At 62.0% G+C, this 24,957-nt stretch carries 24 protein-coding genes and 1 pseudogene; 13 read left to right on the forward strand and 12 right to left on the reverse strand.

Annotation, left to right across the window (positions count from 1 at the left end; genetic code table 11):
• Positions 1–248: 248 nt before the first annotated feature.
• Positions 249–1,103 carry a glycine betaine ABC transporter substrate-binding protein gene (locus tag LOY67_RS20155; RefSeq protein ID WP_047698952.1) on the reverse strand — a complete coding sequence of 285 codons (855 nt, stop codon included), beginning with the start codon at positions 1,101–1,103 and terminating at the stop codon, positions 249–251.
• A 373-nt stretch (positions 1,104–1,476) separates the two neighbouring features.
• Here LOY67_RS20155 and LOY67_RS20160 point away from each other — a divergent pair, with 373 nt between their 5' ends.
• Together LOY67_RS20160 and LOY67_RS20165 are read left to right on the forward strand one after the other, a co-directional pair.
• The gene (locus tag LOY67_RS20160) at positions 1,477–2,775 is read left to right on the forward strand and encodes a serine/threonine protein kinase (protein ID WP_265064129.1); all 1,299 of its coding nucleotides are present in this window, start codon (positions 1,477–1,479) and stop codon (positions 2,773–2,775) included.
• Positions 2,768–3,541: a VacJ family lipoprotein gene (locus LOY67_RS20165; RefSeq protein WP_413776146.1), complete on the forward strand. Its 774-nt coding sequence runs from the start codon at positions 2,768–2,770 to the stop codon at positions 3,539–3,541. Before LOY67_RS20160 ends, LOY67_RS20165 begins: the two co-directional genes overlap by 8 nt.
• 70 nt (positions 3,542–3,611) lie before the next feature.
• On the opposite strand, the gene LOY67_RS20170 is transcribed toward LOY67_RS20165, so the two are convergent.
• Positions 3,612–4,526 (reverse strand): DUF808 domain-containing protein, encoded by a 915-nt coding sequence (locus LOY67_RS20170; RefSeq protein ID WP_265064130.1) that lies wholly within the window; start codon positions 4,524–4,526, stop codon positions 3,612–3,614.
• Positions 4,527–4,657: 131 nt separating this feature from the next.
• Between LOY67_RS20170 and LOY67_RS20175 the strand changes: the two genes are divergently transcribed.
• On the forward strand, positions 4,658–5,272 hold the full coding sequence (locus LOY67_RS20175) for a TetR/AcrR family transcriptional regulator (RefSeq protein ID WP_265064131.1): 615 nt from the start codon (positions 4,658–4,660) through the stop codon (positions 5,270–5,272).
• 126 nt (positions 5,273–5,398) lie between these two features.
• On the opposite strand, the gene LOY67_RS20180 is transcribed toward LOY67_RS20175, so the two are convergent.
• Positions 5,399–5,857, reverse strand: coding sequence for an REP-associated tyrosine transposase (locus tag LOY67_RS20180; protein WP_265064132.1), 459 nt, complete (start codon positions 5,855–5,857; stop codon positions 5,399–5,401).
• A gap of 212 nt (positions 5,858–6,069) precedes the next feature.
• Positions 6,070–6,510 (reverse strand): GlcG/HbpS family heme-binding protein, encoded by a 441-nt coding sequence (locus tag LOY67_RS20185; RefSeq protein WP_265064133.1) that lies wholly within the window; start codon positions 6,508–6,510, stop codon positions 6,070–6,072.
• Between the two features lie 267 nt (positions 6,511–6,777).
• On the opposite strand from LOY67_RS20185, the pseudogene gcl reads away from it, so the two are divergent.
• From gcl to LOY67_RS20230, 9 genes and pseudogenes are all read left to right on the forward strand, one after another.
• A pseudogene (gene gcl / locus LOY67_RS20190) lies at positions 6,778–8,552 on the forward strand (glyoxylate carboligase).
• A 136-nt stretch (positions 8,553–8,688) separates the two neighbouring features.
• Positions 8,689–9,471 carry a hydroxypyruvate isomerase gene (gene hyi, locus LOY67_RS20195; protein WP_265064134.1) on the forward strand — a complete coding sequence of 261 codons (783 nt, stop codon included), beginning with the start codon at positions 8,689–8,691 and terminating at the stop codon, positions 9,469–9,471.
• Between the two features lie 157 nt (positions 9,472–9,628).
• The gene (locus LOY67_RS20200) at positions 9,629–10,519 is read left to right on the forward strand and encodes a 2-hydroxy-3-oxopropionate reductase (RefSeq protein ID WP_265064135.1); all 891 of its coding nucleotides are present in this window, start codon (positions 9,629–9,631) and stop codon (positions 10,517–10,519) included.
• Between the two features lie 148 nt (positions 10,520–10,667).
• Complete coding sequence (locus LOY67_RS20205; RefSeq protein WP_265064136.1) at positions 10,668–11,948, forward strand: glycerate kinase; 1,281 nt, start codon at positions 10,668–10,670, stop codon at positions 11,946–11,948.
• On the forward strand, positions 11,938–13,353 hold the full coding sequence (pyk, locus tag LOY67_RS20210; protein WP_265064137.1) for a pyruvate kinase: 1,416 nt from the start codon (positions 11,938–11,940) through the stop codon (positions 13,351–13,353). The genes LOY67_RS20205 and pyk overlap by 11 nt, the downstream gene beginning before the upstream one ends.
• A gap of 116 nt (positions 13,354–13,469) precedes the next feature.
• Complete coding sequence (locus LOY67_RS20215) at positions 13,470–14,372, forward strand: urea transporter (RefSeq protein WP_265064138.1); 903 nt, start codon at positions 13,470–13,472, stop codon at positions 14,370–14,372.
• Positions 14,373–14,392: 20 nt separating this feature from the next.
• Positions 14,393–15,217, forward strand: a complete 825-nt coding sequence (locus LOY67_RS20220; RefSeq protein ID WP_265064139.1) for an ion transporter — start codon at positions 14,393–14,395, stop codon at positions 15,215–15,217.
• 87 nt (positions 15,218–15,304) lie between these two features.
• Positions 15,305–16,318 (forward strand): sulfate ABC transporter substrate-binding protein, encoded by a 1,014-nt coding sequence (locus LOY67_RS20225; protein WP_265064140.1) that lies wholly within the window; start codon positions 15,305–15,307, stop codon positions 16,316–16,318.
• A 226-nt stretch (positions 16,319–16,544) separates the two neighbouring features.
• The gene (locus tag LOY67_RS20230) at positions 16,545–17,732 is read left to right on the forward strand and encodes an MFS transporter (protein ID WP_265064141.1); all 1,188 of its coding nucleotides are present in this window, start codon (positions 16,545–16,547) and stop codon (positions 17,730–17,732) included.
• A gap of 46 nt (positions 17,733–17,778) precedes the next feature.
• On the opposite strand, the gene LOY67_RS20235 is transcribed toward LOY67_RS20230, so the two are convergent.
• The 4 genes from LOY67_RS20235 to LOY67_RS20250 form a co-directional block, all read right to left on the reverse strand.
• Positions 17,779–17,970, reverse strand: coding sequence for a PLDc N-terminal domain-containing protein (locus LOY67_RS20235; RefSeq protein ID WP_265064142.1), 192 nt, complete (start codon positions 17,968–17,970; stop codon positions 17,779–17,781).
• A 71-nt stretch (positions 17,971–18,041) separates the two neighbouring features.
• Entirely contained in the window at positions 18,042–18,572 is a 531-nt protein-coding gene (locus LOY67_RS20240; RefSeq protein ID WP_265064143.1) for a hypothetical protein, read from the reverse strand.
• A 93-nt stretch (positions 18,573–18,665) separates the two neighbouring features.
• Positions 18,666–19,184, reverse strand: a complete 519-nt coding sequence (locus LOY67_RS20245) for an ankyrin repeat domain-containing protein (protein WP_265064144.1) — start codon at positions 19,182–19,184, stop codon at positions 18,666–18,668.
• 95 nt (positions 19,185–19,279) lie between these two features.
• Positions 19,280–21,106, reverse strand: a complete 1,827-nt coding sequence (locus LOY67_RS20250; RefSeq protein ID WP_265064145.1) for a long-chain-acyl-CoA synthetase — start codon at positions 21,104–21,106, stop codon at positions 19,280–19,282.
• A gap of 347 nt (positions 21,107–21,453) precedes the next feature.
• On the opposite strand from LOY67_RS20250, the gene LOY67_RS20255 reads away from it, so the two are divergent.
• Entirely contained in the window at positions 21,454–21,732 is a 279-nt protein-coding gene (locus LOY67_RS20255) for a DUF3509 domain-containing protein (RefSeq protein ID WP_041021541.1), read from the forward strand.
• Positions 21,733–21,925: 193 nt separating this feature from the next.
• Here the strand turns inward: LOY67_RS20255 and mtnC are convergent, their stop codons facing one another.
• From mtnC to LOY67_RS20275, 4 genes are read right to left on the reverse strand one after another with little or no spacing between them, the layout of a single operon-like run.
• Entirely contained in the window at positions 21,926–22,609 is a 684-nt protein-coding gene (gene mtnC / locus LOY67_RS20260) for an acireductone synthase (protein WP_265064146.1), read from the reverse strand.
• A gap of 4 nt (positions 22,610–22,613) precedes the next feature.
• Positions 22,614–23,159, reverse strand: a complete 546-nt coding sequence (locus tag LOY67_RS20265) for a 1,2-dihydroxy-3-keto-5-methylthiopentene dioxygenase (RefSeq protein ID WP_265064147.1) — start codon at positions 23,157–23,159, stop codon at positions 22,614–22,616.
• Positions 23,160–23,177: 18 nt separating this feature from the next.
• Positions 23,178–23,798 carry a methylthioribulose 1-phosphate dehydratase gene (locus LOY67_RS20270; RefSeq protein ID WP_265064148.1) on the reverse strand — a complete coding sequence of 207 codons (621 nt, stop codon included), beginning with the start codon at positions 23,796–23,798 and terminating at the stop codon, positions 23,178–23,180.
• Positions 23,795–24,940 (reverse strand): MFS transporter, encoded by a 1,146-nt coding sequence (locus tag LOY67_RS20275; RefSeq protein WP_265064149.1) that lies wholly within the window; start codon positions 24,938–24,940, stop codon positions 23,795–23,797. Before LOY67_RS20275 ends, LOY67_RS20270 begins: the two co-directional genes overlap by 4 nt.
• Positions 24,941–24,957: the final 17 nt, after the last annotated feature.

Genomic DNA, 24,957 nt, shown 5'->3' on the forward strand with positions numbered 1-24,957 from the left:
ACGACCTTAGTATTAGAACGACATGACGGTTTTGCCAGTTTCCAGCAAAAACTATCGCCCCCCCCCTGTGGGAGCGAGCCTGCTCGCGATGACCGCGTCACATTCAGCATGGATGCAAGCAGGTACATTGCTATCGCGAGCAAGCTCGCTCCCACAAGGGGTCGTTGCAAGGCTTGAGAATTGCGCAGGCATAAAAAAACCGCATGACACAACGTCATGCGGCTTTCGGTATTACCGGACCAGGCAGCTTACTTGCCAGTCCACTCCTTCACACGGTCCGGGTGCTTGGCGACCCAGTCCTTGGCAGCGGCTTCAGGCTTGGCGCCTTCCTGGATGGCCAGCATGACTTCGCCGATTTCGTCTTTCGACGACCACTGGAATTTCTTCAGGAACTCAGCCACTTCCGGTGCCTTGGTCGCCAGTTCCTTGCTGCCGATGCTGTTCACGGTTTCAGCAGCGCCGTAGACGCCTTTCGGGTCTTCCAGGAAGCGCAGTTTCCACTTGGCGAACATCCAGTGCGGCACCCAACCGGTGACGGCGATGGATTCGTTCTTTTTCTCGGCACGGGTCAGCTCGGCAATCATGCCGGCGCCGGAACTGGCCTTGAGTTGATAGCCGGTCAGGTCGTAGTCCTTGATCGCCTGTTCGGTCTTGAGCATTACGCCTGAACCGGCGTCGATGCCGACAATGCGGTTCTTGAAGCTTTCATCGGTCTTGAGATCGGCCACAGACTGGGCCTTGACGTACTCCGGCACGATCAGGCCGATTTTCGCGTCTTTGAAGTTGGGGCCGTAATCGACCACCTGGTCCTTGTTCTTCGTCCAGTAGTCGCCGTGAGTCACTGGCAACCACGCCGAGAGCATGGCATCGAGCTTGCCGGTGGCCACGCCCTGCCACATGATCCCGGTCGCCACCGCTTGCAGCTTGACGTCATAGCCGAGCTTCTGCTGGATGACTTCCGCTGCCACGTGAGTCGTCGCGACGCTGTCGGACCAGCCGTCAACGTAACCGATGCTCAGGGTCTTGGTTTCGGCACTGGCCAGTGTGGAGCTGATCGCCAGTACCAGTGCGGCACCTGCGCCCATGAGTCGTCGCATCTTCATCGTGTACTTCCCCGAAAGTGCTGCGCCCGACGGATGCCGAGCGACGTCAACGTATTGTTATGGTGCTCAGCGCCCCCATCACGCTCGCCTGTCAAACCGGTTCGAACATCAGTGGAGTGCTGATGCAACGATCATCAACCTGCACCGATCTGGAACCTGATCTGTCAGCGACATCGAAGCGCCGGGTAACGACATCAGAACGCCATCCGCGACAAGTGTAGGCAACTAGCCACCAACCACCCACACCGTGTATCGTCCCGTTATTATTGAACCGTCGTTCAAACTTGTTTCGTGCCGGTCATGGCACTTGGTTTCGCTTCGGTGGTCATAGCCTGCGAACCTCATTCGGCACCATCCTCTAAGGGATCCAGTCATGCTCCGTTCCTTGCGCTTCGCTGCCCTCATCGGCGGCCTTATCCTGAGTGCGTCCGCGCTGGCGGTGGACATCGACGCCGCCAGTTATGGCTATCCCTTGACCAACCCGTTCGAGGCGACCATCGCGACCACCCCGCCCGACCTGCGCCCCGAGCTGCCCCTGATCGAGGACATCAACCAGGCGGACTACAGCGTCACCCTGCGCCCGGAGCGTGAGTTCATCCTGCCGGACAACTTCTGGCCGGTGAAAAGCCTCACCTACCGCATGGCGACCCAGGACAAGCCGGCCCCGCTGATCTTCCTGATCGCCGGCACCGGTGCACGATACGATAGTAGCCTCAATGAATATCTCAAGCGGCTCTACTACAAAGCCGGCTACCACGTGGTGCAGTTGTCATCGCCCACCAGTTTCGACTTCATGAGTTCCGCCTCGCGATTCGCCACCCCGGGCATCACCAAGGAAGATGCCGAAGACATGTACCGGGTCATGCAAGCGGTGCGCGCGCAGAACCCGAAGGTGCCGGTGACCGAGTACTACCTCACCGGCTACAGCCTCGGCGCGCTGGATGCAGCCTTCGTCGCACACCTGGACGAAACCCGGCGCAGCTTCAACTTCAAGAAAGTGCTACTGCTGAACCCGCCGGTGAACCTGTACACCTCGGTCACCAACCTGGACAAACTGGTCCAGACCCAAGTCAAGGGCATCAACAGCACCACGACGTTCTATGAACTGGTGCTCAACAAGCTGACCCGCTACTTCCAGCAAAAAGGCTACATCGACCTCAACGATGCCCTGCTGTATGACTTCCAGCAGTCCAAGCAACACCTGAGCAACGAGCAGATGGCGATGCTGATCGGCACGTCATTCCGTTTCTCGGCAGCCGACATCGCGTTCACTTCGGACCTGATCAATCGTCGTGGGCTGATTACCCCACCCAAGTTTCCGATCACCGAAAGCACCAGCCTGACGCCGTTTCTCAAGCGTGCGCTGCAATGCGACTTCGACTGCTACCTCACTGAACAAGTGATCCCGATGTGGCGCGCGCGCACTGACGGCGGCAGCCTGCTGCAACTGGTCGATCAGGTAAGCCTCTATGCACTGAAGGATTACCTGCATGAAAGCTCGAAGATTGCCGTGATGCACAACGCCGACGACGTCATCCTCGGCCCCGGCGACCTGGGCTTCCTGCGCAAGACCTTTGGCGACCGCCTGACGGTGTACCCACTGGGCGGCCACTGCGGCAACCTCAATTACCGCGTCAACAGCGACGCCATGCTGGAGTTCTTCCGTGGCTAAATACCTCCTGCTTATCGCTGCGTTACTGGGTGCGGGCGTGGTTCACGCTGATGACAAGGCCACCGTGGATGCCGACGGCTTCAAGGAACCGCTGACCAAGCTCAAGTTCAACCCGGGGCTGGACCAGCGCGAATTCGAGCGCTCGACCCTCAACGCGCTGAACGTCTATGACCCACTCGAGTCCTGGAACCGTCGCGTCTATCACTTCAATTACCGCTTCGACGAATGGGTGTTCTTGCCCGTGGTCGACGGCTACCGCTACGTCACTCCGAGCTTCGTGCGCACCGGCGTGAGCAACTTCTTCAATAATCTGGGGGACGTGCCGAACCTGATGAACAGCCTGCTGCAATTCAAGGGCAAGCGTTCGATGGAAACCACGGCGCGGCTGTTGCTCAACACCACGATCGGCGTCGCCGGCCTCTGGGATCCCGCCACCGCCATGGGCCTGCCGCGCCAGAGCGAAGACTTCGGCCAGACCCTGGGCTTCTACGGCGTACCCGCCGGCGCCTACTTCGTGCTGCCGATCTTCGGCCCGTCCAATCTGCGGGATACTTCAGGTTTGCTGGTGGACTACTCGGCCGAAACGGCGATCAACTTCCTGAACGTCGCCGAAGTCAGCGCCAACCACCCGGAACTGCTGCTCCTGCGCGGCGTGGACAAGCGTTACCAGACCAGCTTCCGCTACGGCCAGCTGAACTCGCCGTTCGAGTATGAAAAGGTGCGCTACGTGTACACGGAGTCGCGCAAGTTGCAGATTGCCGAGTAACACTCAGCCAACACAAAATCCATGTGGGAGCGAGCCTGCTCGCTCCCACAGTTGTTATGGGTTGCCAGGCTTAGCCTTTCAGCGCCTTCCAGACCCTGCCCATCGCCATCACACCCGCCAGCACCACCGCTCCCGCGACAGTTCCCGCCACCGCATTGAGCAGCATCGGCACGACGAACCCGGCCCCACCGGCACCCGCTGCCACGCCTTCGATCCAGTGATGCACCACCGGCACGCCATGGGTGAGGATACCGCCGCCCACCAGGAACATCGCCGCCGTGCCGATCACCGACAGGCTTTTCATCATGTACGGCGCGGCACGCAGAATCGCGCCACCGACGCTTCTGGCAACCTGCCCCGGCTTCTGCGTCAACCACAACCCCAGGTCATCGAGCTTGACGATCCCGGCCACCAGGCCGTAGACACCGACGGTCATGACCACAGCGATGCCCGACAGCACGATCACCTGCTGGGTCAGCGGTGCATCGGCGACGGTGCCCAGGGTAATGGCAATGATCTCTGCGGAGAGGACGAAATCAGTGCGCACCGCGCCCTTGATCTTGTCCTTCTCGAAGGCCACCAGGTCGACCGCCGGATCGGCCACGGCCTCGACCAGTTGCGCATGTTCAGCCTGGTCTTCGGCCGGGCTGTGAAGGAATTTGTGAGCGAGCTTTTCGAAACCCTCGAAGCACAGGTAGGCGCCACCCACCATCAACAGCGGCGTCACCAGCCACGGCACGAAAGCGCTGATGGCCAGCGCCGACGGCACCAGGATCAGCTTGTTGATAAAAGAGCCCTTCGCCACTGCCCAGACCACCGGCAGCTCTCGCTCGGCCCGTACACCGGACACCTGCTGGGCATTGAGCGCCAGGTCGTCGCCGAGCACGCCGGCGGTTTTCTTGGCGGCCATCTTGGTCATCAGCGCAACATCGTCGAGCACGGTGGCGATGTCGTCGATCAACACCAGCAAACTGCTTCCGGCCATGGTGGGGCTCCTTGAATGATAATGCCGCGCAGCATACCGCGAGCCGCAGTGCCACGGGGCATTCTTGAGCGTCGCGCGAGGCCGGTGCTACCATGCGCCACCGCCAGAACAGGCAAGGAACCCCTGGGTTTATGAGCACTATCCGCGAGCGCAACAAAGAACTCATCCTGCGTGCCGCCAGCGAGGAATTTGCCGACAAGGGCTTCGCGGCGACCAAGACCAGCGACATCGCGGCCAAGGCGGGCCTGCCCAAACCCAACGTCTACTACTACTTCAAATCCAAGGAAAACCTCTACCGCGAGGTCCTGGAAAGCATCATCGAGCCGATCCTCCAGGCTTCCACGCCCTTCAACGCCGACGGCGTGCCCGGCGAGGTGCTGAGCCATTACATCCGCTCCAAGATCCGCATCTCCCGCGACCTGCCCTTCGCCTCGAAGGTCTTCGCCAGCGAGATCATGCACGGCGCACCCCACCTGAGCCCCGACCTGGTGGAACAACTCAACGCCCAGGCCCGGCACAACATCGACTGTATCCAGACCTGGATCGACCGCGGCCAGATCGCCCCCATCGACCCCAACCACCTGATGTTCAGCATCTGGGCCGCCACCCAGACCTACGCCGACTTCGACTGGCAGATCACCGCCATCACCGGCAAGGCGAAGCTGGATGAAGCGGATTACGAAGCGGCGGCGCAGACGATTGTTCGGTTGGTGTTGAAGGGGTGTGAGTTGGATCGCCAGGCGTAGCATCGAGTCGCCTTCATCGCGAGCAGGCTCGCTCCCACAGGATTTGGCTGTGAATATGATTCAGCGGACGATCGAAATCCCTTGTGGGAGCGAGCCTGCTCGCGATGAAGGCGACTCGGTTCCAAATCAAACCCAAATCGCATCCCACAACGGATAATCGCCAAACCGCTTGACCAAACCGGCCCGCAACGGGTTGGCCACGACATACCGGGCAAGCTCAACCAGATCCTCTTCCCGTCGCAGTGCTCGGTCATGAAAACCTGGCTGCCAAAGGCAGAGTTTCCGACCAAGACGCAGGTTCACTGACTTGGTGCTCAGTGATTTGGTTCTTTGCATCAAGCCACCCAACGACCCCTTGCGCAACTCGATCAAGCAATGAAAGTGATCCGGCATCACAACCCAAGCCAATGAGTTGGCAAGACCCAGATCCTCAGCCTTTCGAAACTGCTCAACAACCAGTCTTCCCAAGACAAAGTCACTGAAGACTGGCATCCGATCGAAGGTATTGGTGGTTAATAAATATATGCGGCTGGACTCAGTACAGCGGCCGATGCGCAGCCGGTGCGAAGCGGGTAAATCAGGCATTCCGTGCCCCTTTGTCATCGAATCCCGGACAAGGCTAGATCTATGAATGCTTGAATGGGGGGCAGACCATTAGCAGGATGTGTCTGAGAGATTGTCATCGCGAGCAGGCTCGCTCCCACAGGGGATTTGCGGTGTGCATACATTTTGTGTCCACCCATCGGAACCTGTGGGAGCGAGCCTGCTCGCGATAGCGATAGATCAGTCAATACAGATCAAACAACCACCCCCGCATCCGCCCACAACCCCACCGCCTCCACAGCCCTGACAGCGACCTGCTCATCAACATCCGAAAGATCGCCACTGATGCCAATCGCGCCCAGCACTCGCCCCTGCTGATCCTTGATCAACACCCCACCCGGAACCGGCACGACGCTGCCCTGCCCCAGGCTGTTCAATGCGGCAATGAAGGCTGGGCGTTGTTGGGCGTCCTGAGCCAGCAGGCGCGAGCCCTTGCCCAGGGCGATGGCGCCCCAGGCCTTGCCGATGGCGATCTGTGGGCGGAGCAGGCTGGCGCCGTCTTCGCGCTGCAGGGCAATCAGGTGCCCGCCGCTGTCGAGGACCGCGACGGTGAGGGGGGCCGCGTTGATTTCACGGCCCGCGACAAGGGCCCGCCCCGCCAGGTTGACGGCGACGTTCAAGGTTAGAGCGCTCATGGATGCTGTCCTTCTTTTGTTGTTGGAAAGCCTTCTGGGTTTCACCTTCAGCAAGACCTCACACAACAAATAGAACACAATGAAATAATTTTTTGTATACAATAATTTTCGTAAAACGCTATGCGCGACGAAACGCCACAGGCTTATCGGCCTTCCGACGAATGAACCAGACACTTGAGGAAAAGCATTGACCTGCGCCATTCGCCGTGAATAAACTCGCCGAAAAGCCACTTGTATACAATTACAAAACGTAAGAGGCACAAAACCATGAGCAAAATGAGAGCAATCGAAGCCGCCGTTCTGGTGATGCGCCGTGAAGGCGTGGACACCGCCTTCGGTATTCCGGGTGCCGCGATCAACCCGCTGTACTCTGCCCTGCAAAAGGTGGATGGCATCGATCATGTCCTCGCTCGCCACGTTGAAGGCGCCTCGCACATGGCCGAGGGCTACACCCGCACCAAGGCCGGCAACATCGGCGTGTGCATCGGCACCTCGGGGCCGGCCGGCACCGACATGGTCACCGGGCTCTACAGCGCCTCGGCCGACTCGATCCCGATCCTGTGCATCACCGGGCAAGCCCCCGCGCCCGTCTGCACAAGGAAGACTTCCAGGCCGTGGACATCACCAGCATCGTCAAACCGGTGACCAAGTGGGCGACCACCGTCCTGGAGCCGGGCCAGGTGCCCTACGCGTTCCAGAAAGCGTTCTTCGAGATGCGCTCCGGCCGCCCCGGCCCGGTATTGATCGACCTGCCCTTCGATGTGCAAATGGCCGAGATCGAATTCGACATCGACACCTACCAACCGCTGCCGCTGGCCAAACCCACCGCCAACCGTGCGCAGGTCGAGAAAGCCCTGGCGATGCTCGATCAGGCCGAACGCCCGTTGCTCGTGGCCGGCGGCGGTATCATCAACGCCGATGCCAGCGACCTGCTGGTGGAGTTCGCCGAGCTGACCGGCATCCCGGTGATCCCGACGCTGATGGGCTGGGGCACGATCCCCGACGACCACCCGCTGATGGTCGGCATGGTCGGCCTGCAGACGTCCCACCGTTACGGCAATGCGACGCTGCTCAAGTCGGACCTGGTGCTGGGGGTCGGCAACCGCTGGGCCAACCGTCACACCGGTTCGGTGGACGTCTACACCGAAGGCCGCCGGTTCATTCATGTGGACATCGAACCGACCCAGATCGGCCGCGTGTTCACCCCGGACCTGGGCATCGTCTCCGACGCCGCCTCGGCGCTGACGGTGTTCATCGAAGTTGCCCGTGAATGGCAGGCCGCCGGCAAGCTGAAGAATCGCAGCGCCTGGTTACAGGACTGTCAGCAGCGCAAGGCCAGCCTGCAACGCAAGACGCATTTCGACAACGTGCCGGTCAAGCCCCAACGCGTGTACGAAGAAATGAACCAGGTGTTCGGCAAGGACACCTGTTACGTCAGCACCATCGGCCTGTCGCAGATCGCCGGCGCGCAATTCCTGCACGTCTACAAGCCACGTCACTGGATCAACTGCGGCCAGGCCGGTCCCCTGGGCTGGACCATCCCGGCCGCACTGGGGGTGGTCAAGGCCGATCCGAGCCGCAAGGTCGTGGCCTTGTCGGGGGACTACGACTTCCAGTTCATGATCGAAGAACTGGCGGTGGGTGCACAGTTCAAGCTGCCGTACATCCATGTCGTGGTGAACAACTCGTACCTGGGGCTGATTCGCCAGGCACAACGCGGGTTCGACATGGACTACTGCGTGCAGCTGTCCTTCGACAACCTCAACGCGCCGGAACTCAACGGTTATGGCGTGGACCACATTGCCGTCGCCGAGGGCCTGGGCTGCAAGGCGTTGCGGGTGTTCGAACCGTCTGGCATCCAGCCGGCGTTGCGCAAGGCCCAGGCGATGATCGAGGAATTCAAGGTGCCGGTGATCGTCGAGGTCATTCTGGAGCGGGTGACCAACATTTCCATGGGCACCGAGATCAACGCCGTCAACGAATTCGAAGACCTGGCGCTGGTGGGTAACGATGCGCCAACGGCCATTTCGTTACTCGACTGACCGACCGGCTTCCCTATGGGAGGGAGCCTGCTCGCGATGACGACGCTGCATCCAACATGGATGCAAACAGGCACACCGCCATCGCGAGCAGGCTCGCTCCCACAGGGGGGTTGCCAACTATTTACAGGAGATTGTCATGCCGCGTTTCGCCGCCAACCTGTCCATGCTGTTCACCGAACAGGATTTCCTCGCCCGTTTCGAAGCGGCCGCCAAGGCCGGTTTCAGTGGGGTCGAATACCTGTTCCCCTACGACTACAGCTCCGCCGAACTCAAGGCCCTGCTCGACGCCAATGGCCTGACCCAAGTGCTGTTCAACCTGCCGGCCGGTGACTGGGCCAAAGGCGAGCGCGGCATTGCCTGCCTGCCGGACCGGGTCGAGGAATTTCGCGCCGGTGTCGACCTGGCGATTGCCTACGCCCAGGTGCTGGGCAACACCCAGGTCAACTGCCTGGCCGGGATCTGCCCGCAGAACTGTAACGAAACCCTGGTGCAGAAAACCTTCGTCGCCAACCTGAAGTACGCCGCCGAGAAACTGCAGGCCAAGGGCATCAAGCTGGTGATGGAAGCCATCAACACCCGTGACATTCCCGGCTTCTACCTGAACAACACCGCCCAGGCCCTGTCGATCCGCGAGCAAGTGGGCAGCGCCAACCTGTTCCTGCAATACGACATCTACCACATGCAGATCATGGAAGGCGACCTGGCCCGGACCCTGTCGGCGCACCTGGGCGAGATCAACCATGTGCAACTGGCGGACAACCCCGGACGCAACGAGCCGGGCACCGGCGAGATCAACTATCGCTTCCTGTTCGAACACCTGGACCGCATCGGCTACCAGGGTTGGGTCGGCTGCGAATACAAGCCGCTGACCACCACCGAAGCGGGCCTGGGCTGGCTGAAAACCCATAACGCGATCTGACATGCACTCACCCCCTGTGGGAGCGAGCCTGCTCGCGATTGCGGCAGCCCATTCACCTCTATTTGGCCGACACACCGCTATCGCGAGCAGGCTCGCTCCCACATAAAAGCAATCCCTCATTCGCCTGAAACAGCAACAAAACAAGAGGACTTTCCCCATGGCTAAAATCGGATTCATCGGCACCGGCATCATGGGCCACCCCATGGCGCTGAACCTGCAAAAGGCCGGGCACAGCCTGTTCCTGTCCCAGCATCACGACGCGGCTCCCGCCGATCTGCTGGCCGCTGGCGCGGTGGCCCTGGCCAACCCCAGGGAAGTCGCCCAGGAGGCCGAGTTCATCATCGTCATGGTCCCGGACACACCCCAGGTCGACGACGTGCTGTTCCGCGCCGATGGCGTCGCGGCCGGCGTGGGCGCGGGCAAGGTGGTGATCGACATGAGTTCGATCTCCCCCACCGCCACCAAGGCGTTCGCGGCGAAGATCAATGAAAAAGGCGCGCAATACCTCGACGCCCCGGTGTCCGGCGGCGAAGTCGGCGCCAAGGCCGCGACCCTGAGCATCATGGTCGGTGGCGACAGCAGCGCTTTTGAACGCGCCCTGCCGCTGTTCCAGGCCATGGGCAAGAACATCACCCTGGTGGGCGGCAACGGTGACGGCCAGACCGCGAAAGTGGCAAACCAGATCATCGTCGCGCTGAACATCCAGGCCGTAGCCGAAGCCCTGCTGTTCGCTTCGAAGAATGGCGCCGATCCGGCCAAGGTCCGCGAAGCGCTGATGGGTGGTTTCGCTTCGTCGAAGATCCTCGAAGTGCACGGCGAACGCATGATCAAGGGCACCTTCGACCCGGGCTTCCGCATCAGCCTGCACCAGAAGGACCTGAACCTGGCCCTGCAAGGTGCCCGGGAACTGAACATCAACCTGCCCAACACCGCCAACGCCCAGCAAGTGTTCAGCACCTGCGCGGCCATCGGCGGCAGCAACTGGGATCACTCGGCGCTGATCAAGGGGCTGGAGCACATGGCGAATTTCTCGATTCGCGATAACTGATCACCGAAGCCCCCCTGTGGGAGCGAGCCTGCTCGCGATGACGGCCTTACATTCAATACACATGTTGGCCGGACGACCGCTATCGCGAGCAGGCTCGCTCCCACAAGGGACTGCGCTGACCTCAAATAAGAAAAATCGGGAGCCCGCCATGTCGGTCGATCCGCAACAATTGCTCCGCGAGCTGTTTGCCGCCGCCGTCGACGCGGCCCATCCGCAGCAAGTCCTTGAACAGTATCTGCCAGCCGACCGCAGCGGTCGGGTCATCGTGATCGGAGCCGGCAAGGCCGCCGCGGCGATGGCACAAGTGGTCGAGCGCTGCTGGCAGGGCGAGGTCAGCGGCCTGGTGGTGACCCGCTACGGCCATGGCGCGCCGTGCCAGAAAATCGAAGTGGTGGAAGCCGCCCATCCCGTGCCCGACGCGGCCGGCCTGGCGGTGGCCGGACGGGTGCTGGAACTGGTCAGCAACCTGACCGAAGACGACCGGGTGATCTTCCTGTTGTCCGGCGGTGGCTCGGCGTTGCTGGCGCTGCCGGCGGCCGGCATCACCCTGGCCGACAAGCAGGCGATCAACAAAGCCTTGCTCAAATCCGGCGCCACCATCGGCGAGATGAATTGTGTGCGCAAGCACCTCTCGGCGATCAAGGGCGGACGGCTGGGCAAGGCCTGCTGGCCGGCGACGATCTACACCTACGCGATTTCCGATGTGCCGGGCGACCTCGCCACGGTCATAGCCTCCGGCCCCACCGTGGCCGACCCCAGCACCTCGGCCGAAGCCCTGGCGATCCTCAAGCGCTACGACATCGATGTTCCAGCCTCGGTGCGCACCTGGCTGCAAAGTGCCGAGTCGGAAACCGTCAAGCCCGGCGACCCGAGCCTGGCCCGCAGTCATTTCCAATTGATCGCCCGCCCCCAGCAATCCTTGGAAGCGGCTGCGGTGAAAGCCCGCCAGGCCGGCTTCAGCCCACTGATCCTTGGCGACCTGGAGGGCGAGTCCCGGGAAGTGGCGAAAGTCCACGCCGGCATCGCCCGGCAAATCGCCCGGTACGGCCAGCCCCTTGCGGCACCGTGCGTGATCCTGTCCGGCGGCGAAACCACGGTGACCGTGCGCGGCCATGGCCGTGGCGGACGCAACGCCGAATTCCTGCTGAGCCTGACCGACAACCTCAAGGGCCATCCCGGCATCTATGCACTGGCCGGCGACACCGACGGCATCGACGGCTCCGAGGACAACGCCGGTGCCATCATGACCCCGGCCAGCTACCGCCGCGCCGCCGAGCTGGGCCTGAGCGCCAGCGATGAGCTGGACAACAACAACGGCTACGGCTATTTCGCCGCGCTGGATGCATTGATCGTCACCGAGCCGACCCGCACCAACGTCAACGACTTGCGCGCCATCCTGATTCTCGAGAACCCCGAACATGACGCCTGACAAGAAGGTCAAGATCCTCGCCACCCTCGGCCCCGCCACCCGCGGGATCGACGACATCCATGAGCTGGTGAAGGCCGGGGTGAACATCTTCCGCCTGAACTTCAGCCACGGCGATCACGCCGACCACGCCCAGCGCTACCAGTGGATTCGCGAGGTGGAGCGGCAGCTCAACTACCCGCTGGGTATCCTGATGGACCTGCAAGGGCCGAAACTGCGGGTCGGCCGGTTCGCTGACGGCAAGGTCCTGCTGCAACGCGGCCAGGCCCTGCGCCTGGACCTGGACCCGACACCCGGCGATCAACGCCGGGTCAACCTGCCCCACCCGGAAATCATCGCGGCCCTGGAGCCGGGCATGGATCTGTTGCTGGATGACTGCAAGCTGCGCCTGCGGGTGGTTGCCCGGCACAGCAACGCCATCGACACCGAAGTGCTCAACGGCGGCGAACTGTCGGACCGCAAAGGCGTGAACGTGCCCCAGGCCGTGCTCGACCTGAGCCCGCTGACCGCCAAGGACCGTCGCGACCTGAGCTTCGGCCTGGAATTGGGCGTGGATTGGGTGGCGCTGTCGTTCGTGCAGCGTCCCGAGGACATCCGCGAGGCCCGCGCGCTGATTGGCGACAAGGCGTTCCTGATGGCCAAGATCGAGAAGCCGTCGGCGGTGACCCAACTGCGGGAAATCGCCGAGTTGAGCGACGCGATCATGGTCGCCCGTGGCGATCTCGGCGTTGAAGTCCCGGCCGAGAGCGTGCCGCAGATCCAGAAGAACATCATCGGCACCTGTCGCGCCCTCGGCAAACCGGTGGTGGTCGCCACGCAGATGCTCGAATCGATGCGTTTCTCCCCGGCGCCTACCCGAGCGGAAGTCACTGATGTGGCCAACGCCGTGGCCGAAGGCGCCGATGCGGTGATGCTGTCGGCGGAAACCGCTTCGGGCGACTATCCCCTCGAAGCCGTGCAGATGATGAGCAAGATCATCCGCCAGGTCGAAAACGGCCCGGATTACCAGGCTCAGCTGGACGTCAGCCGACCGAAAGCCGAGGCCACGGTGTCCGACGCCATCAGTTGTGCGATCCGCCGCATCAGCAACGTCCTGCCGGTGGCGGTGCTGGTGAACTACAGCGAGTCGGGCAGCTCCAGCCTGCGAGCCGCACGGGAACGGCCGACGGTGCCGATCCTCAACCTGACTCCAAATCTTCAGGCAGCTCGCCGCTTGACGGTGGCCTGGGGCGTGCACTCGGTGGTCAACGATCGACTGCGGCAGGTGGATGAAGTCTGTTCCACCGCCCTGGAAATCGCCCAGGCCCAAGGCATGGCGCGACGCGGCGATACGCTGCTGATCACTGCTGGCGTGCCGTTCGGACAGCCGGGGTCGACCAATTCGTTGCGTATCGAGACATTAATTTAGCGCCTGTACTGGCCTCATCGCGAGCAGGCTCGCTCCCACATTGGAATGCGATCACCTGTGGGAGCGAGCCTGCTCGCGATGAGGTCGACTCGGTCCATCAGACACACCACCCAACCATGCCCAACCCCCACTGCCCCGACTGGGCCACCGCCCTGCTCAACGGCTTCAGCCAGATTTTCCTCCAGCGCCATCCGCTGTGCGGCCTTTTGTGCCTGCTGGCGATTCTGCTCACGGCGCCGTCCCTGTTCGGTGGCGCGTTGCTGGGCGGCGTGGCCGGTTTGCTCACGGCCCAACGGCGCCGCTACGCGAAGACCGATCGGCAGGCCGGGCTATTCAGCTACAACGGTATCCTGCTGGGGCTGCTGCTGAGCCTTGCACTGCCCTGGTCCGTCTTGCTGCCGCCGCTGATCATCGCAGGCGGCGGCCTCAGTGCGATGCTGACCCAGCAATGGCTCAAGCGCACCCGTGGCCCTCGATGCCTGCCCGCCTATACCGCGCCGTTCGTGGGGCTGGGCTGGTTGCTGCTGGGTTTCGTCCCACTGCCGCCGTCATCCCTGTCCGTCGAACTGACAATGCCCAACCTGCTGGCCGGCTGGTTGAACGGCTTGGGCCAGGTCGTGTTTCTCGATGACCCGTTGGCTGGGGCGCTGATCGCAACAGGCCTGTTGCTGGCCAACCCTCGTGCCGCGAGCTGGGCCCTGTTCGGTTCAGCCGCCGGTCTTGCCTTCGCGTTGTTGCATCATGAAAACGCAACAGCGCTCTCAGGGTTGGGTGGCTATAACCCGGCCCTGGTGGCTCTGGCGCTCAGCCAACAGCGGCGCCAACCCTGGCTGCCGCTGGCCGGCATCCTGCTGGCGATCCTGCTCACGCCCGGGTTCGCCGCCCTCGACCTGGCACCATTGACCGCCCCGTTCATCCTCGCCGGCTGGCTGGTCCGCGCCACGGTTCGGACGTGGCACCAGGCCAGACTCGACGCCGCGCCTTGCGCTCTGCGGGGCAATCGCCCTAGGCTTCGCTGATTCTGAATCAGGCGAAGGTTATGGACAGCACCGACAACTGGCGTGAACGCCTCTACATCATGATTTTCCAGACCGACACCGTGGCCGGTCGACGCTTCGACAGTGCGTTGCTGTTGATCATCCTCGCCAGTCTGGTGATCGTGATGCTCGACAGCATCGACAACGTGCACAAGAACTACGCGGCGCTGCTGGCCTACATCGAGTGGGGCTTCACCTTCATCTTCCTCATCGAGTACGGCCTGCGCCTGTACTGCTCGCCCAAGCCCCTGCGCTATGCGTTCAGTTTCTACGGCCTGGTGGATCTGCTGGCGATCGTGCCGGGCATCCTGGCGCTGTACTACAGCGATGCCCAGTACCTGCTGATCATCCGGATCATCCGCATGTTGCGGATCTTCCGGGTGCTCAAGCTCAGCCCCTATCTCAAGCAGGCCAACTATCTGATGGCGGCGCTGCGGGGCAGCAAGCAGAAAATCATCGTGTTCCTGGTCAGCGTCTCCACCCTGGTGACCGTGTTCGGCACGCTGATGTACGTCATCGAAGGCCCGGAGCATGGTTTCACCAGCATCCCGAAAGGCATCTATTGGGCGATCGTGACCCTGACCACCGTGGGCTTCGGCGACATCGTGCCGAAGACGCCCCTGGGCCAGGTGGTTTCATCCCTGGTGATGATCACCGGTTATTCGATCATCGCCGTGCCGACCGGTATCTTCACCGCTGAACTGGCCACCGCCATGCGCGGCGACCAGCTCAAGCATGATTGCCCGGTGTGCAGTAAAAACAACCACGAACACGGGGCCGCGTTCTGCTCCCGCTGTGGCAATGCGTTGTTCAGGAAACTGGAATAAGCAAAGCACTTTTTGATGCTTGTAGGCCGGTAGGCCTGCCGCTAGTGTGCTGGCCTGGAAACCTCTTACAAATAAAAGGAATTCGCAGTGAAGAACTTCTTTGGCGCCTCCCTTCTCGCCGCCGGCCTGGCCTTCGGCAGCCTGGCCTTCGGCAGCCTGGCCCACGCCGCCCCGACCCTGCTCAACGTGTCCTACGACGTGATGCGCGACTTCTACAAGGACTACAACACAGCCTTCCAGAAGCACTGGCAGGCCGAGCACAACGAGAACATCACCGTGCAGATGTCCTTCGGCGGCTCGAGCAAGCAGGCGCGCTCGGTGATCGACGGACTGCCGGCGGATGTCATCACCATGAACATGGCCACCGACATCAACGCCCTGGCGGACAACGGCAAGCTGGTGCCCGAGGACTGGGTCAGCCGCCTGCCGAACCACAGCGCCCCGTTCACCTCGGCCACGGTGTTCATCGTGCGCAAGGGCAACCCCAAGGCCCTGAAAGACTGGCCCGACCTGCTCAAGGACGGCGTGCAGGTGATCGTGCCCAACCCGAAGACCTCGGGTAACGGTCGCTACACCTACCTGTCCGCCTGGGGCTATGTGCTGAAGAACGGCGGCGATGAGACCAAGGCCAAGGACTTCGTCGGCAAGCTGTTCAAGCAGGCACCGGTGCTGGACACCGGCGGCCGAGCCGCGACCACCACGTTCATGACCAACCAGATCGGCGACGTGCTGGTGACCTTTGAAAACGAAGCCGAAATGATCGCCCGTGAGTTCGGCCGCGACCAATTCGAAGTGGTCTACCCGAGCGTGTCCGCCGAAGCCGAGCCGCCGGTGACCGTGGTGGACAAGGTTGTGGAGAAGAAAGGCTCCCGTGCCGCCGCCGAGGCCTACCTCAACTACCTGTGGTCGCCCGAAGGCCAGGAAATCGCCGCCGCCAACTACCTGCGTCCGCGGGATCCGGCCGTACTGGCCAAGTACACCGACCGCTTCCCGAAAGTGGATTTCCTGTCGGTGGAGAAAACCTTCGGTGACTGGCGCACCGTGCAGAAGACCCACTTCAATGATGGCGGGGTTTTCGACCAGATCTACAGCGGGCAATAAGCCCGCAACTTCAGACCACACAAAAACCCTGTGGGAGCGAGCCTGCTCGCGATAGCGGAGTGTCAGACAAGCGCTGGAAACTGACACACCGCTATCGCGAGCAGGCTCGCTCCCACAGTTGCATCAATCCCGGGCATGGCGGATATCAATCCAAGCAACTACCCCAGAGCAGGCACAGCCCTTAGCCTTGCTCGCACTTCTTACCTAACCCATTGACGGAAATCCCATGACCGCCAGCTCTCCCACCCTGACCCGAGGCATGGTGCTGCTGTTCGCCTTTTGCTGCGGCGCCATCGTTGCCAACCTCTATTACGCCCAACCGATCATCGAACTGATCGCCCCCGACGTCGGCCTGTCCAGCACCATGGCCAGCCTGATCGTCTCGCTGACCCAGATCGGTTATGCCTTGGGCCTGTTCTTCCTGGTGCCGCTGGGCGACCTGCTGGAAAACCGCCGGTTGATGATCCTCACCACCCTCGTGGCGATAGCCAGCCTGTTGGGCGCAGCGTTCACCGATCAGCCGAATGTGTTCCTGCTGGTGTCGCTGCTGGTGGGGTTCAGTTCGGTGTCGGTGCAGGTGCTGATTCCCCTCGCCGCGCATCTCACGCCGGAGGAATCCCGGGGTCGGGTGGTCGGTGGGATCATGGGTGGGTTGTTGCTGGGGATCCTGCTGGCACGGCCGGTGTCCAGCGTGGTGGCGGATTACTTCGGCTGGCGCGCGATGTTCATGATCGCGGCGGCGTTGATGGCGGCGATCAGCCTCGTCCTGGCGTTCACCGTGCCCAAGCGCCAGCCCGACCACAGCGCCACCTACGGACAACTGTTGGGCTCCCTCGGCACCTTGCTGCGCCAACAACCGCTGCTGCGCCAGCGGGCGTTCTACCAGGCCTGCATGTTTGCTACGTTCAGCCTGTTCTGGACCGCCGTGCCCCTGGAGCTTGCGCGTAACCATGGACTGACCCAGACCGAGATTGCCCTGTTCGCCCTGGTCGGAGCCATCGGCGCCATCGCCGCCCCCATTGCCGGTCGCCTGGCCGATGCCGGCCACACCCGTGTCGCCTCGCTGCTGGCAATGCTGTTCGCCAGCCTGAGTTTCCTGCCGGCGTTCATCCACCCGCTCTACAGCGTCATCGGCCTGGCGGTCACGGGCGTGCTACTGGATTTTTGTGTGCAGATGAACATGGTGCTGGGCCAGCGCACCATCTATGCCCTGGATGCCAAAAGCCGCAGCCGCCTCAATGCCCTGTACATGACCAGCATCTTCGTCGGCGGCGCCTTCGGCTCCTCGATTGCAAGCGCGGTGTACGAGCATGGCGGCTGGCTGTGGGTGGTGATCATCGGCAGCGCCTTCCCGCTGCTGGCCTTGCTGCGCTTTTTGGGCACGTCGCAGAAACACGCACTGGCAGCGGCTTGATCGATAGCCCGGCGGGCGAGGCCTGCCGGGCACATCAGCAGTGTCGTCAAACCCGCACGTTGCCTCGCGGCCCGGCAATCACCCAGATGATCAGGCCCAGCACCGGCAACAGAATAATCAGCAGCACCCAGAGGATTTTCATCCCGGTTTCCGCGCCACTCTTGAGCACATTGATGATCGCCCAGATATCGAGCGCCAGGATGATCAGGCCAACCAGGCCGTTGAAAGTGGAACCCATGGTGTCGCTCCCAAGTAATGGCATGCACACTTAGGATAGTCCGCCCCCAGCGAGGGTTCCGTTTGATTGCTTCAGACGTGGACCGCAACCTTCAGGGCTTCCAGGGCAGGAGCGGCGGCGATACCGACCTGGGCACACAGCTCCAGCACCCGTGGCACGTCGCTGCCGTAGACCAGCACCATCTGCAATTCATCGTCGAGCAACTGGCTGAAGTTCATCAGCAGGTAGCCGCCGTTTTCCTTGCTCAGGCTGCTCATCTGAATCTGGATGCGGTTGAGCGCCGTCAGGGCTTCGGTTTTCGCCAGTTGCTTGGGCTTGAGGTTGAACGCCACGTCGGGGCCGAACGACGCGACAATCTGCTCGAACAACTGCACATAGGTATCGGCCTGGAACAGCACGGTGTCCGGCAGGCTGCCGACCACCACCCACTCGCCCAGCGGGATCGGAAAGGTGTCGTCGTAGTTGATGTCCGGGTTGGCCGCCAGGAAAGCCGCCGGATCGGCATAGGCCTGGGCCGCTTCGTCGGCAATCCTTTCGATGTCGGCATCGCCCAGGCAGCCAGAGCTGATTTTGCTGATGAGTTCGACGAGTGCGGCTTTCATGGGCGAATCCTGTGGCAATTGGGAATTTCGAGGCCGCGCAGGATACCCCATCACTTCACCCCGAAGCAGCTCCTACACAGCGCCTACAGGTAATCAGCCCAGCAATTTCTCCAACTGCGCCGTGGTATCCACCGCGCCCATGGTCCGGGCCGCATCCAGCGCCGAGGCGCCATTGGCATCCTTGGCCTTCGGATCAGCGCCTTTGCCGATCAGGTAGTCAACGATTGCCACCCGGTTGAACATTGCCGCCATCATCAGTGCCGTGCGGCCATCGAAGGACGCACCTTCCACCTGTGCGCCACCGTCCACCAGCGCCGAGACCACCGCCAGGTCGCCCTTGAAGGCAGCGCCGGCAATCGGGCTCTGGCCGTTGTCGTTGCGGACTTCCGGATCGGCCTTGTGTTCCAGCAGCACTTTCACCGTTTCCACGTGGCCGTGATAAGCGGCCAGCATCAGCAAGGTGTCGCCCTTGTGGTTACGCAGGTTGGGCGGCAAGCCTTTGCTCAGCAAGGCCGCCATCATCGCGGCGTCCCCCTGGCGTGCCACGTTGAACACCTGCTCGGCAAATTCCGCAGCCTCTTGCGGGGTCATCTGGCGGCTTGTATCGGACATGGGGCACTCCACTTGAGTCTTCGAGAATGCGGCTAGTTTCCCGAGCGACGCAGGGCCTGTCATCCCCTTTTTCTCTGTACCCGTTATAGCCACAATCAATAGCAGAACTGCCCGCCCTGGATCTGCGTCGCCAACTGGCGGTCGACACGCACGTAGGTTCCGGTGCCGGGCAGCCAAGCGTAGACCGGCTCGTCGCCCGTGACGCAGGGGTCGAAGGCTTCGCTCCTGAGTCGGGTCTTCTGGTATTTGAAGGTGCCGGTGATGTCCATCTTCACCTTGATGCGCAGGAACAGCGGCACCGCACAGGCCGGCAGCCTGGATTGCAGGAACTGCAACAGCTCGCTGAAATCCAGGGTGGCCAGTGATTCGGACGGAGTGATCGCCGCCATGCCCACGCGGCCGTTGCTGCCATTGAGTTCCACCCCATAGGCCACCGCCTCGGCCACTTGCGGATGCTGCAGCAAGACATTCTCAACCTGCGTGGTGGACACGTTCTCGCCTTTCCAGCGGTAGGTATCGCCCAGACGGTCGACGAATTGCCCATGGCCGAAACCGATGTCACGCAGCAGGTCACCGGTGTTGAAGTAACAGTCGCCCGGGGTGAAGACATCCCGGTAGAGCACTTCTTCGGTCTTGGCCGGATCGGTGTAGCCATCCAGGGGCGCCTTGTCATCGATCCGCGCCAGCAGCAAGCCAGGCTGGCCCTTCGGCACTGTCTGCATCCGCCCTTGCAGGTTGCGCACCGGCGTTCCGCTGTCCTGGTCGTACTGCACCAGTTCCCAGCCCATCAGGGAAAACCCGACGGTATTGTCGAAATTCAACACGTTGGTGAAGCCGATATTGCCGTCGCTGGCCGCATACAGCTCACAGATGTGCTCGACGCCGAAGCGCGTCTTGAACGCAGACCAGGCGCCCGGCCGCAGGCCATTGCCGATCATTTTCTTCACTTCATGCCGCCGGTCTTCGACGCTGGCAGGCTGCTCGATCAGATAGCGGCACAGCTCGCCCGCATACCCCAGCGTGGTCGCCCGATAACGGCGTACATCGCTCCAGAATTGGCTGGCGCTGAACCTGCGCCGGATCGCAAGACTCGACGCGCCACAGATCGCCGCGCCCCAGCACACGCACAGGCCCGTGGCGTGATACAGCGGCAAAGGACAATAGAGAACATCGTCGGGCTGCATGTCCAGGGCAATCAGGCCAACACGGGTGCAAGTGCGCATCCAGCGCCCGTGGCGGAACACCCCGGCCTTGGGCAGCCCGGTGGTGCCCGAGGTGTAGAGATAAAAACACGGGTCGTTGAAAAACACCTGCCGGCTGCTGGCCGGGTTGTCACCGGGACAGCCATCGCTGCCGCTCAGCAGGTCGACGAAACCCCGGGGGACAGCGGCGCTTTGCTCGTCCGCCAGCCACCAGGTGCGTGCGCCCGACAGCCCGATCCGGCCACGTACTTCCTCGAAGGCCGGAACCCGCTCATCCCCCACCACCACCGCGACCGGCGCCACCAGCGCCAGGCTATGGACCAGTGCATCCCCCGTTTGCGAAGTGTTGAGCATGGCGCTGACCGCCCCGACCTTCGCCACCGCCAGCACCGTTATCAGCAGTTGTGGACGGTTTTCGAGAAAAATCGCGATGCAGTCACCCTTGCCGATGCCCTGCGCCAACCAGTAGTGGGCGATGCGATTGGCCTGCTCGTTGACCTGTGCATAACTCAATGAAGTGTCGCCGCACAGCAACGCCGGACCGTGGGGATTGCGTTGGGTGGCCTGTTCGAAACTCCAGCCCAGGCCGCAGGGCTGGGCCGGGTCCCGGACGTTGGCGAGCTTGCGGCCCTTGATGATCCGGGGAACGACTCTGGCGAGGGTGGGCAGCTTGCGCAGCATCATGCCCCAGGTAATGGCGTCGTTGGGTATACGACTCATGAAACTCCCTGTTCGACCTGTGGGTCTCGGTTCCTGCTCTCAGGCTGGCAGTGATGTCGGTCGAAAGTACCCAGCGGCCGCCACGCTGTACACGCGGTTTTTGCAATGTTTTGTATCCACCGCAGGGACAGGCGAAGCGCGAGCGCCGGAAACCGATTTGGTTCCAAAAATGATCGGCCGACCACGCAAAATGCAGGATGCACGATGGCCATTCATGCAAGATGCACGAAAGCAAAAAACAGGAAAAACCCAATCTATTGTTTTTAAAGGATTTTCAAGGAAATACCAGGCTGGCATAGACAGTGCAACTTCTCCTCCACGGTTTGCCACCACCAAGGAGCAGTCATATGAATATGATTCAAGAGAAGTTCGCGTCCCTGTTTTCCAACTACGAAGTGACGACACAAGCCCGCCCGGACGGCGGCATCCTGCTGACATTGCGCAACAGCGAAGGCAAACAGTTCAAACGCTCGATTTCCTATGCCCAGTTGCACGCAGGGGACCAGCTGTCCTGGGTGATCAGTGCGATCCGTCGCGACCTGGCTGAACAGGCCAGCGAGCTGCCGCAGATCACTATGCTGCAGAGCCAGCATCGCTTTGCGTTGCCGACTTACCATAGTGCTTGATACCGAAGTTCTATCGAGTGGTTAGGCTTTTGTGGCGAGGGGATTTAGCGAAACGTCGCACCGCCCCGCTGGGCTGCGCAGCAGCCCCCATGCAGTCAACTCAATCTGCCTGATGCACCGAGTTGACTGATTTCAGGGCTGCTTTGCAGCCCAGCGGGGATAAATCCCCTCGCCACAGGGTTTGTAGTGCCCCTCAGAAACGCTCGGGGTCTATATCGGCGAAACTCTTCACCGTGAGATGTCCAGTCAACTCCCCCCCCTCCCGAGCCAATCCACACGTAGCCATCCCAGCCCCTTGGGCCGCATCCAGTTCCTGGACGATGTCCGACAGGAATAGGATCTCGCCCGGCGCTACACCTATGGCCTGGCTGATCCGCTGGTAAGACTGGACCTCGCGCTTGGGCCCGGAGGTGGTGTCGAAATAGCCGCTGAACAACGGCGACAGGTCGCCAGCCTCGGAACAACCGAAAATCAGCTTCTGCGCCTGGATCGATCCCGATGAGTACACATAGAGCCCATAGCCCGCCTGGTGCCAGCGCTTGAGGGCCTCTACCGCATCCGGATAAACGTGTCCTTTCAACTGCCCGGCCTGATACCCCTGCTCCCAGACCATGCCTTGCAACGCCTTGAGTGGCGTGGCCTTGCGGTCTTCGGCAATCCAGCCCAGCAGGATCGCGATGACCCGCTCGACGTCCGCGTCCGGCTCGCCACTATCCTGGCGCACCGCAGCCAGTTGCTCGGCCACGTCACTCCGCCCGGCATGCTCGCGGACAAACGTCGGCAAATGCTTCGCGGCGTAGGGAAACAGCACGTCGAAGACGAAACTCACCGCGCTGGTGGTGCCTTCGATGTCGGTGAGTATGGCTTTGATCGACACGGGCTCAGTCCTCCAGGCGTGGGAAACGGCTGGCGATGTCGTCGCCGGTGAACCTGGCGACCCAGCCTTCCGGGTTGTTGAACAGGCGAATGGCAACGAAGTGCGGGTGCTCGCCCATGTCGAACCAGTGCGGCGTGCCGGCGGGTACGGAGATCAAATCGTTCTTTTCGCACAACACCGCGTAGACGTAATCATCGATGTGCAGGGTAAACAAGCCACGGCCGGCAACGAAGAAGCGGACTTCGTCCTCGCCATGACGGTGCTCGTCAAGGAACTTGGCGCGCAGTTCGGCTTTTTGCGGATGATCGCTGTTGAGGCTGATGACATCGACCGTGATGTAGCCACGTTCGGTCATCAGTTGATCGATCTGGGTTTTGTACGCGGCGATGACTTCGTCCTGGGTCGCGCCGGGCTGGATTTTCGTCGCGGCTTCCCAACGGTCGAAGCGAACGCCCTGCTCGGCCAGGGTCGCGGCGATGTCTTCGAAGTGGGTCAGCACCTTGTTCGGAATGTCGGGACTTGAGACGTGATAAACGGACAGGCTGCTCATGGCAATGGCTCCAGCAAATTAACGGTTCAGGAGTGCGCGGGTTTTCAGCTCGCACTCGAACAGGAACTCGAACGCCTCGATCTGGCGCAACGCATCGCTCATGCGTGGGCCCCAGGTATACAGACCGTGGCCGCGGATCAGATAACCCACGCAATCGGCATGCTCATCGAGCCACGGCTGTGCCTTGGCGGCCAGGCGTGCGATGTTCTGGTCGTTGTCGAAAATCGGCACGCGGACCCGGGACTCGTGGGTCGACACGCCGCTGAAGGCTTTTTGCAGTTCATAGTCTTCGAAATCGATGAACGCTTCATGGGTCAGGCGCGACAGCACCGTGGCGTTCACCGAGTGGGTGTGCAGCACTGCGCCGATCTCCGGGCGCCAGCGGTAGAGCTGGGTGTGCAACAGGGTTTCGGCGGACGGTTTCTTGCCCAGTTCCAGGCTGTTGCCGTCCAGATCGGTGGCGAGCACATCGTCGAGGCCCAGTTGCCCCTTGTGCTTGCCGGATACGGTCAGCAAGGCCTGGTCAGGGCCAAATCGGGTGGAATAATTGCTGCTGGTGGCCGGGGACCAGCCGCGGCCATACAGAAAACGCCCGGCGTCGATGATTTCCTGGGCGAGCTGTTCACGGGTAAGGCTCATGGCCTGTCCTCTTGCATACGTGTAGCAATGATAACGGCTGCAGCGAAGGCTGCGAGGCTGGCGATGCTGAAAGTCCAGGTGGCGCCCAGGGCATTCCAGCTATAGCCGGCGTACAACGCGCCCAATGCCCCGCCGGTGCCGGCCAGCGCCGCATACAGCGCCTGGCCCTGGCCTTGCTGGCGAGCGCCGAAGCTACGTTGCACGAAATGGATGGCAGCGGCGTGAAAGCTGCCGAAGGTCGCCGCATGCAGCACTTGGGCAAACAGCAGCACCCAGAGAAATTCGGCCAGTGAGCCCAACAGCAGCCAGCGCAGCGCCGCCAGCAGGAAACTCGCCAGCAATACCCGTCGCACGGAAAACCGCGCCAGGATCCGGCTCATCACCAGGAACACCAGGACTTCAGCCACCACGCCCACGGCCCACAGCACGCCAATCACCCCACGGCTGTAACCCAGGCGTTCAAGGTGCAGCGTCAGGAAGGTGTAATACGGCCCGTGGCTCATCTGCATCAGGCCAACGCAAGCATAGAAGGCCAGCACGCCGGGGTTGCGCAACTGGCGCAGGAATCCGTCGCCCGCCACCCGTGGTCCCTGCACCGGCTGGGCATTGGGCACCCAGAAACTGGCGAGGACGATGCCACCCATGATCAGCACCAGTGCCAGCGGGTAGATGTCCAGGCTCAGCCATTCGAACAACCGGCCCAGCACGACCACGGCGATGATGAAACCGATGGAGCCCCACAGGCGGATCTGGCTGTAGCGCGAGGCCTGCGCGCTCAGGTGGGCCAGGGTGATGACTTCGAACTGCGGCAGCACCGCGTGCCAGAAGAACGCGTGCAACGCCATGACCATCGCCAGCCAGACGTAGCTCTTGTCGAAGAAGATCAGCGAGAAGGTCAGCAACGTACAGACCGCGCCGAACCGCACGATCGCCAGGCGCCGGCCCGTGTAATCCCCCAGCCAGCCCCAGATGTTCGGCGCCACGCAGCGCATCAGCATGGGGATCGCCACCAGCTCGCCGATGCGCGCCGCGTTGAACCCCAGGTGATCGAAATACAGCGCCAGGAACGGCGCCGTCGAACCGAGCAGGGCGAAATAGAACAGATAGAAGCTGGAAAGCCGCCAGTACGGCAGTGCCGCCATGGTCGTCAGGCCACGGC

It is taken from the genome of Pseudomonas sp. B21-056, assembly GCF_026016325.1.
In the GTDB taxonomy this organism is placed as follows: Bacteria; Pseudomonadota; Gammaproteobacteria; order Pseudomonadales; family Pseudomonadaceae; genus Aquipseudomonas.